Genomic DNA, 15,647 nt, shown 5'->3' with positions numbered 1-15,647 from the left:
GTCTCTGGATCTTATTGATTCAGATCAACGCCGCAACCTTCATTCACATCAGAATGCTAGAATATTAACGGGACCTCCTCGTTCCGGAGGTTCCTGCTGTCGGCGTTTGACGGGAGAGGATCATGCAGAGGCTAAATACATGGAAAACCGCAATAATAAGTTTAGCATTTTCAGCGGCACCTATGGCAGCGCAGTCAAGCGACTGGAACTTCGAGGCCACCATTTATCTGTTCATGCCAGAGACAGAGACATCGCTGGATACTCCTCGAGGCAACATCGACGCCACTCTCAGTTTTTCGGACGCGCTCAGCAATCTGGACCTTGCCTTTATGGGTACAATTGCGGCCCGCAACGGTCGGTGGAGCTTGCTAGCCGACTACAACTATACCGACATTTCTTTCGGAGACGACACACCTGGTCCAGCGTTCTCTGGCTTGGACACATCGCTCAAGACGCAGTTTCTTAGCGGCTATGTCGGCTACCGGGTTTATGAAGATCCGATGGTACAGGTGGACGTTGCAGGTGGTTTCAGGTGGTTTAGCACAGAAACCCAGTTCACGCTTTCACCCGGAGCACTGCCAGGGCGTACAACCACTGTGGACGCGGACTGGACAGACCCCGTTGTTGGAGCCCGCGCTCGATTTGAATTCTCAGACAGGTGGACCGGCACGGCGTTTCTGGATTATGGCGGATTCAGCAGCAATAGTGAGACCTGGCAGGTATTGCTAACGGCGGATTACTCAATAAACGACAGATGGATGATTAGAGGCGGATACCGCTACATCGCGTTCGATCACGAGATCAACGGCAACGACTTTACCTTTAGTCAGTCTGGGCCAGTCATCGGTGCGACATACCGCTTTTGATTAGTTGTAGTTTAGTAGGAGCTAGTTAAATGATGGCGTCTTTTCAAAGTGGTTCAGGTTTCCTGAACATCGCTTCATTCTCCCTGGCCAGCTTTTCCTTGTCAGCATTCAATGCCTTTGCGGAAGAGCGTATTGACAGGTCAGTGCTACCAATAGTGCCCCCACCCGTGAAGAGTTTTGTGGAATTGGACGTGCGCAACACAGAGCCACCCCAACTCTTTGCGGTGACGCCTCCCGAAGGCGCTCCGAATGTGTTGATTGCTCTGGTCGACGACTTGGGCTTTGCCGGTACATCTACGTTCGGTGGGCCGGTAACAACACCGACTTTCGATAAACTCGCGGCAGAAGGCGTGCGCTTTGTAGATTTTCACACCACCGCTGTCTGTTCACCAACCCGTGCTGCCCTAAAAAGCGGGCGCAACCATCACGTGAACAACATGGGTGGGATTATTGAAACAGGCACGCCGTACCCAGGCAACACAGGACAAATACCGTCCAGCGTTGCGCCGCTTGCGGAGATACTGAGGTTGAATGGCTATAGTACCGCGGCTTTCGGAAAATGGCATGAGACCGCGGCGTGGGAAGCAAGTGTATCCGGGCCGTTCGACCGCTGGCCGACCCGTCAGGGCTTTGACAAGTTTTACGGCTTCTTAGGGGGTGAGACCAACCAATGGGCACCATTCATCTACGAAGGCACGCATCCGGTCGAGCTTCCTGAAGACCCCGACTATCACTTTCTGACAGACATGACCGATCAGGCCGTCAATTGGATCAAGTATCAAAAAGCGCTGACACCCGATAAGCCGTTTTTCGTTTACTTCGCGCCGGGTGCAACCCACGCACCACATCACGTTCCGCAGGAATGGAGTGCCCGGTGGTCGGATCGGTTCGACCAAGGGTGGGATCAGCTCCGCAAAGAGGTTTTAAAGCGGCAAATTGAAAAGGGCATCGCGCCGGAAGGCACTGTTTTGGCACCAAAGCCTGAAGCGATACCAGATTGGGACAAGTTAAGCGAAGACGAGAAACGGCTCTTTACGCGGCAAGTCGAGGTGTTTGCCGGCTACATCGAAATGACAGACCATGAGATCGGCCGCGTCATTGGAACGATCGACGAAATCGGGCAGCTAGACAACACGCTGGTCTTCCTTGTCTACGGCGACAATGGAACAAGCGCCGAGGGCGGTCAAAGCGGAATGTTCAGCGAAATGACATACTTTAACGGCGTTCAGGAGCAGGTCGACGACATGCTTGCCAAGGCCGATAAATGGGGTGGTCCGGAAACCTACCCGCATATGGCGGCAGGTTGGGCCGTAGCGTTCAATACGCCATACCAATGGACCAAACAGGTGGCGTCCGATTTTGGGGGTACCAAGGTCGGCATGGCCGTGCACTGGCCTGCCGGGATCACAGCGAAGGGAGAGCAACGTGGACAGTTTCACCACGTGATAGATGTGGCACCTACTGTGCTAGAAGCGGCTGGTCTGCCCGAACCACGCGAAGTAAACGGTGTACCGCAGCGCCCAATGGATGGTGTCAGCATGCTATACAGCTTCGATGACGCCGAAGCTGAGGGACGTCGAAAAACACAATATTTCGAGATGTTTGGTAATCGAGCTATCTATCACGACGGCTGGTGGGCGCGAACCATTCACAAAGCACCTTGGGAGCCGCAACCTCGTCGCCCGCTCTCCGATGACATTTGGGAGCTATATGACACCTCGACAGACTTCAGCCTTGCAAACGACCTGTCCGAGGATCAGCCAGAGCGGCTCGCAAATCTTCAAACCATTTTTATGCAGGAGGCCGCGCGTAACTTTGTCCTGCCAATCGATGACCGTACGATCGAACGCGTGAACCCCGCGCTCGCCGGTCGCCCCGACCTCATGGCCGGTCGAACGTCTATAACTCTTGGCGATGGCATGACCGGGATGACCGAAAATGTGTTCCTGAACATCAAGAACCGTTCAAAGACAATCACGGCGGAAGTCGAGGTACCTGAGGGAGGCGGCAACGGAGCAATCATTGTTCAGGGTGGGAGGTTTGGCGGGTGGGCTCTGTACGTTAAGGATGGTATCCCCGCCTACGATTATAACTTTCTTGGGTTAGACCGGTTCACGGTCGCTTCCAACGAACCTTTACCGGCTGGAAAGTCGACAATCCGCTTTGAATTTGCGTACGAAGGTTCCGGTATGGGCAAGGGCGGCATCGGTACGCTTTTTGTCAATGACGAAAAGGTTGGGGAAGGTCGGATTGAAAGAACTCAGCCGATTGTCTTTTCTGCGGATGAGACCGCAGATGTAGGTATAGACCTAGCAACCCCAGTGGTGGAAGAAATTGGCTCTGAAAGCGCCTCTCGCTTCACAGGTGTGATCCCGCGCGTAACCGTCGAGGTGAAGTGAAGCAGAGCACTGTTTCTGGATTGTTCACTTTGGGTTCAAGGCGGTTAAATGAAACTGCTTCGCGCGCGTCATCTGGCTAGGAAAGGTAAGTCTGCTTTGGGCTCGGAGCGGACCTTCGCTGCAGTTGGCCCTAGCGGCAGCTTTGCGCTTCATCGCAGACGTTCGAGGTCGAAGACTTGATATCCAACCCCAGGTCGCTGGAAAACGCCCTCGCTGGCGTCAGAACCGCATACGATCTTCCCTTCTTGGTCGTTCGGGTCGATAGTTGCCTTGGCGCCGGCCGGTGTAAGGATCTGTATCGAGATACGTCCCTTGGCTACGACGCATGTATTCGGCGAACTGGGTCAGGGCATCTACCTGATCATCTTTGACAGCATCCGGAAACGCCAGCAGTTCCCTACCGAACTCATCGAACCAGGGCTTGTCCGTAGGGATGACTAACTTACCAGATTTTATCCAGTCGGTCTGTGGGATGAAGCGGTCCAGTTTGTCGGTGACCACGTTGACGGGCATGTAAACACCTGCAGCGGTGCGTTTTAATTCATCCAAAAGGTGGATACCCATCGCCGAGGACTCGATCAGGACCCGGTCCGCGCGCCATTGTTTGCGCAATCGAAGAACAGCGTTGCGCACCTCAGTATAGTTCGTTCGAGCCCGAAAGACGTCGAGCAAATACCATCTCTCTTCATACGCATGCCAACCGAAGGTCAGACCCACAGTAAAGTCACAGCGCGGACCATCCTTCGCCGCTGTATCCCAGCTCTGGACCCGCCGGACAAACACGCTTTCGTCCGGTAAGGTTTCTAACAGATGCAAATCGGACATTGAGAGAAACTCGTTTTCACCGTCCGTGGGGTTCTGTTGATACTGTGCCTGGAAGGCAAAATTGCCTATGTCGGCCTTGATCCGATCAAGAACCTCAAGCGGTTCCCGCGCTGGGTTCAACAAGTCTCCTGGCCGGCGCTTCAGCACCCGATTATTGTAGAGCGGGATCTCTTCCGGGGGTGCTGTCAGACGAATTCGAACCAGTCTCAGTTTGCCGCGGAAACCGCGAACCTATCCGGAACAAAGTTGACGCCACTCGCTAAGAGCGGCGGCGCGGGTCAGCTTGAAGGAATCTCGACTTGCTAGCGATCTTTCCTGGTTGAAGTGGTTGTAGACAGAGGAATGGACGGAAGCGAATTTCTGTAAACTTCGCATGCGCCTGAAACGCAGCATCGCACGTTCGCGCCGTCGGAAAGGAAGGTGCGAATTCTCGACGCGGTTGTTGAGCCACCTGCCCGTCTGTTGTTTTTCGAGCGTGCCCATTTCTCTGAGCGCAGCCTTGTAGGAAGCAAAGCGATCTGTGACGATCTCTTCGGCGCAACCGTGCCGCTTCATCAATTTCCTGAGGAATTTCAGTGCAGCCTGCTTATTTCGGCGTTTAGTGACAATGGCTTCCAGCACCTCGCCTTCATGATCAACGGCCCGCCAAAGATAATGCCGCTTGCCGTTAACCTTCACGAAAACCTCGTCAAAGTGCCACTTCCATTTGGAGAAGGCGCGCAGTTGCTGAACACGCTTCCGTCGGATCTCAGCTGCAAACATTGGACCAAACCTGTTCCACCAATATCGGACAGTTTCGTGGCTCACGTCGATGCCTCGCTCGTGCAACAGATCTTCGACATTTCGAAGCGATAGCGGGAAACGGATGTATAGCATCACCGCAAGGCGGATGATCTCTGGGCTGGTTTTGAAGTATTTGAATGAGGCAGGTCTGATCATGGGAAAAAGCTACGCAACCGCCCTTCCCGCCTCAAGCAAAGTTCTTCTGACAAGACCCAATATTTGTCAGAAATCCAGACATAGTGCAGGGTTCAACGTATCTTGGTGGAACTCGCACTAAATATTATCGCCCCTAATTGCGTCGCAGACAGCGTCCGTCACTTCTTGTGTATTGGATCGGCCGCCGACATCAGGTGTCATGACTCCGTCCAAACACACTTTCTCCACCGCCCGCATGAGCCTTTGCGCTGCATCCGTTTCACCAAGATGTTCGAGCATCTGTGCCCCTGTCCAGAATGTTGCCACAGGATTGGCAATGCCTTTGCCAGTGATGTCGAATGCAGATCCATGGATCGGTTCGAACATGGAAGGGTACCGCCGCTCCGGATCGATGTTGGCCGTTGGGGCAACCCCCAAAGACCCGGCCAGTGCACCTGCAAGATCGGACAATATGTCGGCATGCAAGTTCGTAGCGACAATTGTGTCCAAGCCTTGAGGTGATTTCACCATCCGCACGGTCATCGCGTCCACAAGCATCTTGTCCCAAGTTACATCAGGAAAGTCTTTTGATACTTCCTCAGCGATCTCGTCCCACATGACCATACCATGGCGCTGAGCATTCGATTTGGTCACCACTGTGAGCAGCTTTCGGGGGCGTGACTGGGCCAGTTTGAACGCATAACGCATAATGCGGGTGACACCGACTCGTGTGAAAACCGCGACCTCTGTTCCAACCTCTTCCGGAAGGCCTCGATGCGCGCGCCCCCCCATCCCGGCATACTCGCCTTCGGAGTTTTCGCGCACGATCACCCAATCTAGATCCCCTGGCCCGACATTCGCCAAAGGGGCCTGGATGCCAGGTAAAATGCGGGTTGGGCGTACGTTTGCGTATTGATCAAAGCCTTGGCAAATCGGCAACCGCAGACCCCAGAGCGTCAAGTGATCGGGGACATCAGGCGCGCCAACTGCACCGAAAAAGATCGCGTCAAAGGCTTTGAGCGTCTCCGTCCCATCTTCGGGCATCAACGCGCCGTCGCGCTTGTAGCGTTCCGAACCCCAATCAAAATGGGCAAACTCAAGCTGGAAGTTGCCATCCCGCTTGGAAAGCGCTTCAAGGGCTTGGACACCCGCCGCAATGACTTCCGGTCCAATCCCATCAGCTGGAATAGCGGCGATTCTGTATGTCTTCATATCACTCCCCTTTAGACGCTTCGTCATTCGGAACGCTGTGAGAAGCGTTGAAGTTGAGTGTATCTTTGTTTGTTGGACCACAAGCAATCGCAGCTGTATCATATAAAAAATTGATATAATGAGACCCAGATGGAATTGCGCCAACTTCGATGTTTGATTGCCGTGGCCGAGACACAGCATTTCGGCCGTGCCGCCCAGAAACTTGGCATGCTCCCGGCCTCGTTCGGCAGGCATATCAAACTCCTGGAAGAGGGGCTCGGTGGACAACTTCTTGTCAGAACAACGCGACATGTAGCGTTGACGGATGCAGGGCGCGAGTTCGTCGCTCAGGCCCGCGACTTGGTGGAGCAAGCTGATCAGATGGAGCGCACTTTTCGTGAAGGCACTCACGGAAAATCGAGAATTCTCCGGATCGGCGCAATTGACAGTGCCGCTGCTGGGCTGATGCCGCAACTGCTCCCGAAAGTCCGTGAAACTTATCCCGAGATCGACGTTGAGCTCTTAGAGCAAAAAACAATTCGTCTTTTGCCGAGACTGCTATCGGGCCGCTTGGACATAGCGATCGTGCGTCCCCCGGACGCGCCGGACAGTCGGCTCGATTTTTTGCCTCTTTTTTCGGAAACAGCGGTTGTCGCCATGCCAGAGGGTCATCGCCTCGCAAAACGCAAGGCTGTGAGCGTGACGGACCTTGCCGATGAGCCATTGATTGTTCCGGATCGCGGCTCGCGGCCGCATAGCCACGATTTGACGATAAAGTTGTTGCTCGAGGCAGGATACACTGCCCGGATCGCCCAAATCGCCGAAGAAAAACAAACGATCGTCAGCCTAGTCAGCACAGGCGTCGGACTCGCAGTCGTTCCCAAATGGGCCTCGCGCCTGGCGGTTGGGGGCGTCAGTTTTGTTACTTTGAACGGGTCGACGGATATTGCAAAACAGAGCCTTGCGTTGTCAGCAGTTTGGCTCAAAGAAACGCGACATGAATCCCGTGACGCCTTCTTGCGAGTTCTTCAAGAGAATTTGCTGGAGCTTTCACGGACCGCGTGAGGCGCATTATATCAATAATTTGTATAACCGCAGATGCATCCTAGATGCTGGTGTCAAGCAAAACAGACGTATTAAAACTTCTGCACAATTCGAAACATGCGGCTTGAGTACCGTTGCAGCTGCATGAGTTCAGATCTCGGGAGGAAATACATGAATATTAGACATACGACGGCCGCTGCAGTTGTAGCGACGATCACGTTTGCGGCTGCAGGCAACGTTTCGGCGCAGGACCGCACAGGTTGGCCGGAAAGCTTCACCATCGGGACCGGCTCCCAGGGTGGCACATATTTCGGATACGGCTCCGGTTGGGGCGGCATCGTTTCTGAGGCGACCGGCGTTGCTGGCGGTGCGGAAGTCACCGGTGGACCCATGCAAAACATGTCGCTTGTTCATGCGGGCGATCTGGCATTCGGCATGACCACTATGGGGCCCGCCGCCGAGTCCATTGCTGGAAACAACCCAATCGCGCCGGGTCTTCAAATGACCAACGCGTGCGCCATGTTCCCGATGTACCAGACGCCGTTCTCGATCACCGCACTGTCGTCTTCAGGCATCGAAAGCGTCGCTGACATTCCAGCCGGAGCGAAAATCGGCTTTGGCCCGGCAGGATCGACATCAGACACCTACTTCCCGCGCATGATGGAAGAGCTGGGTGTGGATTTTGAACGTCGCAATGGTGGTTGGTCTGATTTGGGTGGACAGTTGCAGGACGGTCTGCTTGACGTGATCGCCTTTGCCGCTGGCGTTCCTGTCCCCGCCGTGTCGCAGCTCGAAGTGCAAACCGATGTAAACATCATCGAGTTCACCGAAGAGGAGCAGGCAAAGATCACCGCTGCTTTCCCGGTGGCACAGTTCGATATCGCAGCCGACACTTACACAACTCTCGATGCACCGGCGCGTTCCGTATCGATGTGGAACTTCGCAATCGCAAATTGCGATCTCCCCGAAAGCTTCGTTTTCGAGGTCGTGAATGCGGTCATGTCCGACAACGAACGGATGGTCGCCACGCACAAGGCGGCACGTTCGACGCTGCCTGAGTTCTGGGACCGCAACAGTGTGATGAAATGGCATCCCGGTGCCGCAAAGTGGTTCATGGAAAACGCGGGCGCTGACATCCCGGCGGATATGGTCCACGGCGGCTAAGTACTTTTGCCACTGAGGCAAGTCTAGACAAACGACTCCGCGCTCTTTTCAGAGCGCGGATACTTTGTGGGCATTCGGACACGCGGAGCACAGAACGATGACGCAGAAAGACGCGGTAAAAGATGACGACCACCTGATTGCAGATGGGGTGGACGAAGAGCCCATCGAAGGAAACCGTCGTCTGTTTGAAGGCCGTAGTCTTTTCATCGTCGCTGCGGTGGCCACGATTTATGCCGCGCTGCACATGATCGCCTTGAACGGCGTTTCGTTATCGAACCTCATTGCTTTGCCTGCGACTATTCAAGCAGAGCGCGCCGATGCCGCCGCAGATGCGGCATTTGACGATTTGCGTGCAACACTTGGGCCAGCCGGAGAGGCGTTCGAGGGGAATTCGGTGCGCCGCCTCAAGGCGCTCGCAGATGAGACTATGTCAACGGCTGAAAACGCGGACGACATAGCCATCAGCATCACCGCACTAGATACAGCACGGGACCAAGCCGCCGCTCTAACGCGTGAGGCGCGAGCCGTGCGCACAACGTGGTCCGAGAGACTATGGTTCTTGCCGCAATTCCCACTGGAGACATGGAATTTCCGCATCCTCCACATAGGCGGAGCCTTGGCGCTCGGGTTCTTGCTGTTCGCCTCTGGGCAATTTGGTGCAGGCTTTGTGGCACGTGGATCGGGCTTGCAAATGCTCTCTGCCGCCCTGCTCATCCCGGTTGCTTGGTCGGCATATGCTGTTGTTGGCTTCGCCAATTTCCTGAGCTCAGGCGACGCGGCCGAAGTTGGAGGACGCGTGATTTGGATGTCTCTGCCTGAAGGCAGCGAACGCCTTGGTGCGTTTCCCAGTTATGAAGGCATCTTCGAAGCTGAGATTTGGCAATTCGGTGTGCCGCTTCTCGTGGCAACCTTTGCAGCGATTGTTATTGGCTGGATCGATCGAGTGGAGCGCGATCGTTTCGCCCTGTCCGACATTGTCTTGGCGCTTTGCGGTCTGATCGTCGCCGCATATCTGGTCGTGGTCTACTCCACTGCCGCTCGCAATTCGGTGGGCACGGCAGAAGTACCAATTGGTGTGGCCTTTGCCGCCACGGCGGGCGCTGCGCTTATCATGGAATTGACCCGCCGCGTGGCCGGTCTTGCGCTTGTGATCATTACGGGCGTTTTCCTGATCTACACCTTCACCGCCCACCTGTTGCCCGGCATCCTCGCAGTTGAAAACGCCTATAGCTGGCAGCGGTTCTTCGGCCATGTCTATTCCGATGCGGGTATTCTTGGGCCAACGACAGCGGTTTCCTCGACCTACATCATCCTGTTCATCATCTTTGCTGCATTCCTGCAGGCCTCCAAAGTGGGCGACTACTTCGTCAACTTTGCCTTTGCTGCAGCGGGGCGCGCGCGGGGCGGTCCCGCGAAAGTTGCCATTTTTGCCTCTGGTCTCATGGGCATGATCAACGGCACTTCGGCAGGCAATGTGGTGGCGACCGGGTCGCTCACGATCCCGCTAATGAAGAAGGTCGGCTACCACAAGAAGACCGCTGGCGCGGTCGAAGCGGCAGCCTCAACAGGGGGGCAGATCATGCCACCGATCATGGGTGCGGGTGCGTTCATTATGGCTGAGATCACGGGTATCCCATATCAGGAGATCGCGATCGCGGCGATCATCCCAGCGGTGCTTTATTTCGTCTCCGTCTACCTCATGGTTGATTTTGAGGCTGCGAAACTCGGTATGCGCGGCATGCGCGAGGATGAGCTGCCCAAGTTTAACAAGATGGTCCGTCAGGTCTATCTATTCATCCCGATCATCATCCTTATCTATGCGCTCTTCCTTGGCTACTCAGTCATCCGCGCCGGGACGCTCGCCACCGTTGCGGCAGTGGTCGTCAGTTGGCTGACCCCATACCGTATGGGGTTACGCTCGATACTTAAGGCGTTCGAACTCGCAGGCGTCATGTCGATCCAGATCATCGCGGTCTGCGCTTGCGCAGGAATAATTGTCGGCGTCATCAGCCTCACAGGGGTCGGCGCGCGTTTCTCTGCGGTCCTCCTTGATCTTGCCGCTGCGTCCCAGCTTCTGGCTTTGTTCTTTGCGATGTGCATTGCAATCCTGCTCGGTATGGGTATGCCCACGACCGCGGCCTATGCCGTCGCAGCAAGCGTGGTTGCACCTGGCCTTGTGCAACTTGGTATCCCCCAGCTCACGGCGCACTTCTTCGTGTTCTACTTCGCGGTTCTCTCCGCGATCACCCCTCCCGTTGCACTGGCCAGTTATGCGGCCGCAGGGATATCTGGTGCCAACCCAATAGAAACCTCAGTAGCCTCGTTCAAGATCGGCATCGCCGCTTTCATTGTGCCGTTCATGTTCTTCTACAACTCGGCGCTCCTGATGGATGGCACGACGCTCGAAATCCTACGCGCAGGTGTGACGGCCGTCATCGGTGTGTTCCTGCTGTCCAGCGGCGTGCAGGGGTGGTTCGTCGGGGCGCGCTCAGCCTGGTTCATCCGCGGCCTTCTGATCGTCGCCGCACTGTTCCTGATATCTGGGGGGCTCTTGACCGATCTGATTGGCGTCGGACTAGCTGTCGTGACGTGGTTTGTGCAGCGCCTGTTCCATCCGGACCCTGATGCGCCCATTCCGGTGAGAGGCGCCGACTAACGCGTCAGCAGTTTCCCTCCGGTCCGCTCAATTGGCGGTGTCGAGCTGAGCGTTTCCTGGGTCCACGGCATGAGAGAGCGTTTCCTGTGCTTCAGTCTCCGAGCATGGCCTACAAAAAAACACCAAAGTTAAAACGGACCAAAGCAGTTAGAACAACAGGTGAAGTCGTGCAGGTCAATTGACATCTTAGCATCGGGAAGACCGACGAAACGCAAGCATAGCGCTGAATCTCGGCAAGCTTCAACTAAGTTGAGGCCGTATTTCTTAACTCGATCAACGCCCGCTTTGGGCTCGGAGCAGACGTTCATTCAATCTAACCGGACATCTGCTCTGCGGACAAAACCGACTTTCGCCGCGCCTCCTCCAAGGTCTGCTTTAGGTGACTGCAGGGCATTTACTATCGCAAGTCCTGATAGACCGTCGCCCGACTTACACCAAGCGCTTTCGCAACGGCTTGCACCGCGTTTCTTTGGTTAAACACACCATTGCGTTCAAGTTCCCGCACAAGCTTTCGGCGATCTTTAGCTTGCAAGTCTTTCAGCTGGATACCGCGATCCATGGTCCAATTTGCGACGAATAAATGCAGGTTTTCCAGCCAATCGTTTGCAAGTGGGTGGGGCTCGTCTTCTGGAACCGCCACGAGGCCCGACAAAAAAACACGCGCAGCTTCGAACTGCGAAACGTCCACGTTGATGCAAATGAGGTGTGTTGGCAGACCCTTTGCGTCACGCTCTACGACGCTTATTGCCTTGACCGCCCGTCCATCTGGTTCAGTCTTTCGATACGGGCCTTGAATGTCCTCTGTCCATGTTTCAACCTTCATATCTTCGAGATAGGACAGCTCGCCAATCTCCCGCGTTGAATGCTTGCCAAATACTTTTGCAACCTTCCCTGTGTCAAGATTGTGGATGATCACTTCGCAAAATGGAGCGAACAGCCGTGCGACAGCATCAAAGAGAGCGTGGTGGGAACTCATGGTGTTAAGCCTCAACCTCTGACGCAACGATTGCAACCACATCGCCCCGATGGACCAACCCCTGGCCAGCTGTGCAGACAAACCAGCCGTTTTGCGTCGAATGAATGGCAACCGGCGGTATGTTTACACGATCAATTGTGTGAGCCAATCCAAGCACTTCCCCGACGTCGACCCGTTGGCCGAGTTTGGCAATCGGCTCAAAGATCACGGTGGCCTCGCTCAGGACATGCGCTTCGTTAGACGAAAAAGACACCAAACAGGTTGTTGCTCCGCTGGGTTCTGGCCCGGCAAAATGCCCGAGCCGTGCCAAACAATTTCTCAGACCATTCTTAGCAGTATGAGCAGTCAAAGGCGTCACGACACCTGCCCCTCCCAGCTCGGTTGCGATCATCACTTTACCAGCGCGTTCTACGACCGCATCAATCATTACATCCGCATGATCTTCACGCAGCAGAACCGTGAAGGGCGCTCCAAAGGCTTTTGCAGCGTTAAGCGCTTTGTCCATCGCGGCGCCCTCGACCTCGTGCAACAGCACTGAAGGAGCAAAATTTAGCGAACGACCGCCAGAATGCAGGTCGATCACATGGTCGGCTAATGGGATCAGGTCGTGCGTGATCATATGCGCAATGCGCTCTGTCAGACTGCCATGTGCGTTGCCCGGAAATACCCGATTTAGGTTCAGACCGTCGTCTGGAGACAGGCGTACACCCTGAAGAACCGCCGGAAGGTTCACCGCCGGTAAAAGGATCAGATGGCCGACAAGCTCTTCAGGCTTTACCGACTGAACAAGATGTTGAATTGCAATTGGGCCTTCGTATTCATCACCGTGCATCCCACCCAATACCAGTGTTGTCGGACCATTCGCACCGTTGATGCTGTAGATCGGCAAACGCAAAGACTGCCAAGCGCTGACGTTGGTGGAGTTGTGCAGGGCGATATAGCCGGAATTTAGGCCTGGCGCATCGAAATCGATCATGCCCCTATCACCGGAGCAATGACGTCTTTATCGAAGTTCGCTCCACAGAGAATGACGGCGCTGACCAAACCCGTGTATTTATCCGGTTGAGCCCGCCAAGGTGCCAAGGCAAGTCCAGCGGAACCCTCGACCAACATCTTTTCTTTCCATGCAATAGCGCGAATGCCGTCAGCGATCATCTCCTCAGAGCAATCCACTAATTCGTCGACGACTTCGCAAGCCAATTGCAGCGTCAATGACCCGTCATCAATACCACCTGCGCAGCCGTCAGCGAGCGTCGGCAGGTGGTCGACTGTCACGTTCTTCCCGGCCCGTATGCTGGCGGCTAGCTCGGCGGAATTGCTGGCACTGACGCCTACGACTCGAGTGTTGGGCGAAAAGGCTTTAAGCACAGACCCGATGCCCGAAATCAACCCACCGCCGCCTATGGATACGAATACAACATCCAACTTCGGAAGCTGTTCCAACAGTTCCAACGCAATGGTTCCTTGGCCGGAAATAACGTGCTCATCGTTATAGGGCGAGACATATACCCTGCTTTGTTCCGTCGCTAGTTTCTGCGCATGCAGCTCGGCCAAACCTGAGTCATCTGAGTGCAGAATAGTCTCAACACCAAGCGCTTGAATCTTCCCGAGCTTTTCTTGTGCTACCGTTGTCGGCAAAACGACGGTAAGCCTGTGGCCTGTCATCTGAGCTGCCGTTGAGAGCGCTAAGCCATGATTGCCTGACGACGCCGTGATAATTGGTGTATCGGTCTGAAGGCTGGTCAGTTTGGCCAATGCACCGCGATACTTAAAAGACCCGGTGCGTTGGAAATTCTCAGCTTTGAAGAACAAGGCGGTGTCATTCGAGAGTGACTGCCGCGACGCAATGCAAGGTGTCTTTTTAAGATAGGGTTTAATTCGGCGATGCGCGGCGACACAAAGTGCGGCTTGATGCAAAACGGCCGTTGAGTGGGTCATGGTGTTTCCTTTCTAACCGTTTGCCGCGGCTATGACGGCTTGCGTAATTGCAATGTCCTGCGCCGCAATACCTGTGAGATCAGCGATAGTAATGCTGTCAGCCTTATGGGCGCGGCCGGGGTGCGCATCTGACAAGACATCGCCCAACTCAACCACCTCAAGCGTTGGATCTGCGGCGGCGGCATGTTGAAACTCACCATGGGACAGTGACTGCTGCGCCATATCGCAGACCAGCAGGTTGGCCCGATGAACTAGCTCTACAGGCAGTTCTTGCTTGCCGGGACTATCAGCGCCGATGGCCGTAATATGGGTGCCGGGCTGAACCCAGTCGCTCTCGATTAGGGGAGACGCCGATGGCGTCGTCGTTATGATCACCCGAGCCATCTTGACCGCCGCTTCCAGCGCCACGGCCTCAGTCGCAGGGATGCCTTCATCACAGAGTTTGCTCACTAATCCCTTAGTTTTAGAACTGTCCCGCCCCCAAAAATAGAAACTGTAGGATTGATTGCCATCCAGCTTGGCCAAGCATTTAGCTTGCATTTCAGCCTGAATACCGGTGCCAACAATCAAAACCTCCCTAGCGTCATCTGGCGAAAGAAGTTGAGTGGCAATCGCTCCGCCAATCCCCGTTCTGAGATCAGTGAGCCAACCTTCATCCCGCAAAACTGCTACGGGAGCACCCGTCTTTGCTGAGAAAGCCAGCATCATGCCATTGGACGAGGGCAATCCAACGAGAGGGTTGTCATAGAACCCCGTAGCAATCTTGATTACGTAGTTATCCGCGCCGTTGATATGACCGCATTTCACATGACAATCGCCATTGTGATTTGGGAACGCCAGATGAACGACATTGCCTGTTTGAACTTCGTCCCGACTCGTTTTGACATAAGCTTCTTTAATCCGGGCAACAGCCTCTTCGAACACAAGGTTTTGCCTGATTTGACTGATGTTAAGGTTGAGCATTCCGGACTCTCCAAAGCTGCATTTGGACATAATGTAAAATTCTGGACGTTTTTTACAACAGTCAAATTACTATCCGAAGCTGTCTTTTTTACTCTGCAATAATCGGTCTTTTTTGGGTTCTTTCTAGTGCTTCGCTGCGACAGAACTTGGCGTCCGCTACTGCGGTCGATATTGTTCAGCTCAGGTTCGGCGTGAGCTTAAAAAGAGCAGACGTTCGCTCCGTTGCGCATAAGCGTCTGCTCTGGGCTCAACGCAGTCACCTGACGGATTTGATCAGATGACCGATTAGGGGCTTGAAGCAGACATTCGCTGCACTCGGTGCGGACGACTGCTATGCGGACAAACCTGCCAAACGTCGCTCTAGGACGAATGGCAGGCTTGGATTGGAATGTTGGCTTGGATATCGAGCGATCCTAAGCTTCGACCATCAAGACAATCGTGTCAGGTTGCACCCCATCGTGCTTCATCGCGGCCTGGCCGATTGGACTGCCATTGATCTCAAGAAATCTGTCAAGATCAGGGATATTGGCGGACAGGCCGACTTTGTTCGGTTCTGATGGATGGACGAATGTCACCATATCAAAAGCAACCTCTTTGAATATTTCGTCCCGTTTGGGTGACGAAAGCCAATGTTCGACATTATCCACATTGTGCATTGCGATGACTCTGGGCATGGGCATTTCCTTTTCTAGACTTCAGCTTGTGAA

At 54.6% G+C, this 15,647-nt stretch carries 13 protein-coding genes; 5 read left to right on the top strand and 8 right to left on the bottom strand.

All coding sequences use genetic code 11. The features are described from left to right. Window positions 1-182: 182 nt before the first annotated feature. Both ACXAH8_RS06190 and ACXAH8_RS06185 read left to right on the top strand, forming a co-directional pair. Window positions 183-866 carry a porin family protein gene (locus ACXAH8_RS06190; protein WP_475216882.1) on the top strand — a complete coding sequence of 228 codons (684 nt, stop codon included), beginning with the start codon at window positions 183-185 and terminating at the stop codon, window positions 864-866. Window positions 867-1,033: 167 nt separating this feature from the next. Next, window positions 1,034-3,265 (top strand): arylsulfatase, encoded by a 2,232-nt coding sequence (locus ACXAH8_RS06185; protein ID WP_475216880.1) that lies wholly within the window; start codon window positions 1,034-1,036, stop codon window positions 3,263-3,265. 219 nt (window positions 3,266-3,484) lie between these two features. Here ACXAH8_RS06185 and terL read toward each other — a convergent pair whose 3' ends face one another. From terL to ACXAH8_RS06170, 3 genes are all read right to left on the bottom strand, one after another. After that, window positions 3,485-4,210, bottom strand: coding sequence for a phage terminase large subunit (gene terL, locus ACXAH8_RS06180; RefSeq protein WP_475216877.1), 726 nt, complete (start codon window positions 4,208-4,210; stop codon window positions 3,485-3,487). Between the two features lie 111 nt (window positions 4,211-4,321). Next, on the bottom strand, window positions 4,322-5,029 hold the full coding sequence (locus tag ACXAH8_RS06175; protein WP_475216875.1) for an IS6 family transposase: 708 nt from the start codon (window positions 5,027-5,029) through the stop codon (window positions 4,322-4,324). A 117-nt stretch (window positions 5,030-5,146) separates the two neighbouring features. Continuing rightward, window positions 5,147-6,220 (bottom strand): tartrate dehydrogenase, encoded by a 1,074-nt coding sequence (locus ACXAH8_RS06170; protein WP_171669730.1) that lies wholly within the window; start codon window positions 6,218-6,220, stop codon window positions 5,147-5,149. Between the two features lie 129 nt (window positions 6,221-6,349). Between ACXAH8_RS06170 and ACXAH8_RS06165 the strand changes: the two genes are divergently transcribed. From ACXAH8_RS06165 to ACXAH8_RS06155, 3 genes are all read left to right on the top strand, one after another. Next, window positions 6,350-7,264 (top strand): LysR family transcriptional regulator, encoded by a 915-nt coding sequence (locus ACXAH8_RS06165; protein WP_475195744.1) that lies wholly within the window; start codon window positions 6,350-6,352, stop codon window positions 7,262-7,264. Between the two features lie 150 nt (window positions 7,265-7,414). Next, window positions 7,415-8,407: a TAXI family TRAP transporter solute-binding subunit gene (locus ACXAH8_RS06160; RefSeq protein WP_475195746.1), complete on the top strand. Its 993-nt coding sequence runs from the start codon at window positions 7,415-7,417 to the stop codon at window positions 8,405-8,407. Window positions 8,408-8,504: 97 nt separating this feature from the next. Further along, window positions 8,505-11,063 carry a TRAP transporter permease gene (locus ACXAH8_RS06155; protein ID WP_475216873.1) on the top strand — a complete coding sequence of 853 codons (2,559 nt, stop codon included), beginning with the start codon at window positions 8,505-8,507 and terminating at the stop codon, window positions 11,061-11,063. Between the two features lie 397 nt (window positions 11,064-11,460). On the opposite strand, the gene ACXAH8_RS06150 is transcribed toward ACXAH8_RS06155, so the two are convergent. The 5 genes from ACXAH8_RS06150 to ACXAH8_RS06130 all read right to left on the bottom strand — a co-directional run bounded on the left by ACXAH8_RS06150 (window position 11,461) and on the right by ACXAH8_RS06130 (window position 15,614). Continuing rightward, a complete protein-coding gene (locus ACXAH8_RS06150; protein WP_475216871.1) occupies window positions 11,461-12,039 on the bottom strand; it encodes a helix-turn-helix transcriptional regulator in 579 nt (192 codons plus the stop codon). Between the two features lie 4 nt (window positions 12,040-12,043). Continuing rightward, window positions 12,044-13,015 (bottom strand): succinylglutamate desuccinylase/aspartoacylase family protein, encoded by a 972-nt coding sequence (locus tag ACXAH8_RS06145; RefSeq protein WP_475216869.1) that lies wholly within the window; start codon window positions 13,013-13,015, stop codon window positions 12,044-12,046. Continuing rightward, on the bottom strand, window positions 13,012-13,977 hold the full coding sequence (locus tag ACXAH8_RS06140; RefSeq protein WP_475216866.1) for a pyridoxal-phosphate dependent enzyme: 966 nt from the start codon (window positions 13,975-13,977) through the stop codon (window positions 13,012-13,014). The genes ACXAH8_RS06145 and ACXAH8_RS06140 overlap by 4 nt, the downstream gene beginning before the upstream one ends. Window positions 13,978-13,989: 12 nt before the next feature. Further along, the gene (locus ACXAH8_RS06135) at window positions 13,990-14,940 is read right to left on the bottom strand and encodes an ornithine cyclodeaminase family protein (protein WP_475216864.1); all 951 of its coding nucleotides are present in this window, start codon (window positions 14,938-14,940) and stop codon (window positions 13,990-13,992) included. Between the two features lie 413 nt (window positions 14,941-15,353). Continuing rightward, complete coding sequence (locus ACXAH8_RS06130) at window positions 15,354-15,614, bottom strand: hypothetical protein (RefSeq protein ID WP_170374945.1); 261 nt, start codon at window positions 15,612-15,614, stop codon at window positions 15,354-15,356. Window positions 15,615-15,647: the final 33 nt, after the last annotated feature.

It is taken from the genome of Ruegeria sp. ABV3_008 (assembly GCF_056161185.1).
The sequence above is the reverse complement of the archived record's forward strand: the minus strand, read 5'-3'. Positions and strand labels throughout refer to the sequence as shown.

What these genes read in the sequence shown, in the direction of transcription:
- ACXAH8_RS06140 (WP_475216866.1), bottom strand. Translation starts at nt 13,977, where the DNA reads ATGACCCACTCAACGGCCGTTTTGCATCAAGCCGCACTTTGTGTCGCC.
- ACXAH8_RS06170 (WP_171669730.1), bottom strand. Translation starts at nt 6,220, where the DNA reads ATGAAGACATACAGAATCGCCGCTATTCCAGCTGATGGGATTGGACCG.
- ACXAH8_RS06165 (WP_475195744.1), top strand. Translation starts at nt 6,350, where the DNA reads ATGGAATTGCGCCAACTTCGATGTTTGATTGCCGTGGCCGAGACACAG.
- ACXAH8_RS06135 (WP_475216864.1), bottom strand. Translation starts at nt 14,940, where the DNA reads ATGCTCAACCTTAACATCAGTCAAATCAGGCAAAACCTTGTGTTCGAA.
- ACXAH8_RS06145 (WP_475216869.1), bottom strand. Translation starts at nt 13,015, where the DNA reads ATGATCGATTTCGATGCGCCAGGCCTAAATTCCGGCTATATCGCCCTG.
- ACXAH8_RS06155 (WP_475216873.1), top strand. Translation starts at nt 8,505, where the DNA reads ATGACGCAGAAAGACGCGGTAAAAGATGACGACCACCTGATTGCAGAT.
- ACXAH8_RS06130 (WP_170374945.1), bottom strand. Translation starts at nt 15,614, where the DNA reads ATGCCCAGAGTCATCGCAATGCACAATGTGGATAATGTCGAACATTGG.
- ACXAH8_RS06150 (WP_475216871.1), bottom strand. Translation starts at nt 12,039, where the DNA reads ATGAGTTCCCACCACGCTCTCTTTGATGCTGTCGCACGGCTGTTCGCT.
- ACXAH8_RS06160 (WP_475195746.1), top strand. Translation starts at nt 7,415, where the DNA reads ATGAATATTAGACATACGACGGCCGCTGCAGTTGTAGCGACGATCACG.
- ACXAH8_RS06175 (WP_475216875.1), bottom strand. Translation starts at nt 5,029, where the DNA reads ATGATCAGACCTGCCTCATTCAAATACTTCAAAACCAGCCCAGAGATC.
- ACXAH8_RS06190 (WP_475216882.1), top strand. Translation starts at nt 183, where the DNA reads ATGGCAGCGCAGTCAAGCGACTGGAACTTCGAGGCCACCATTTATCTG.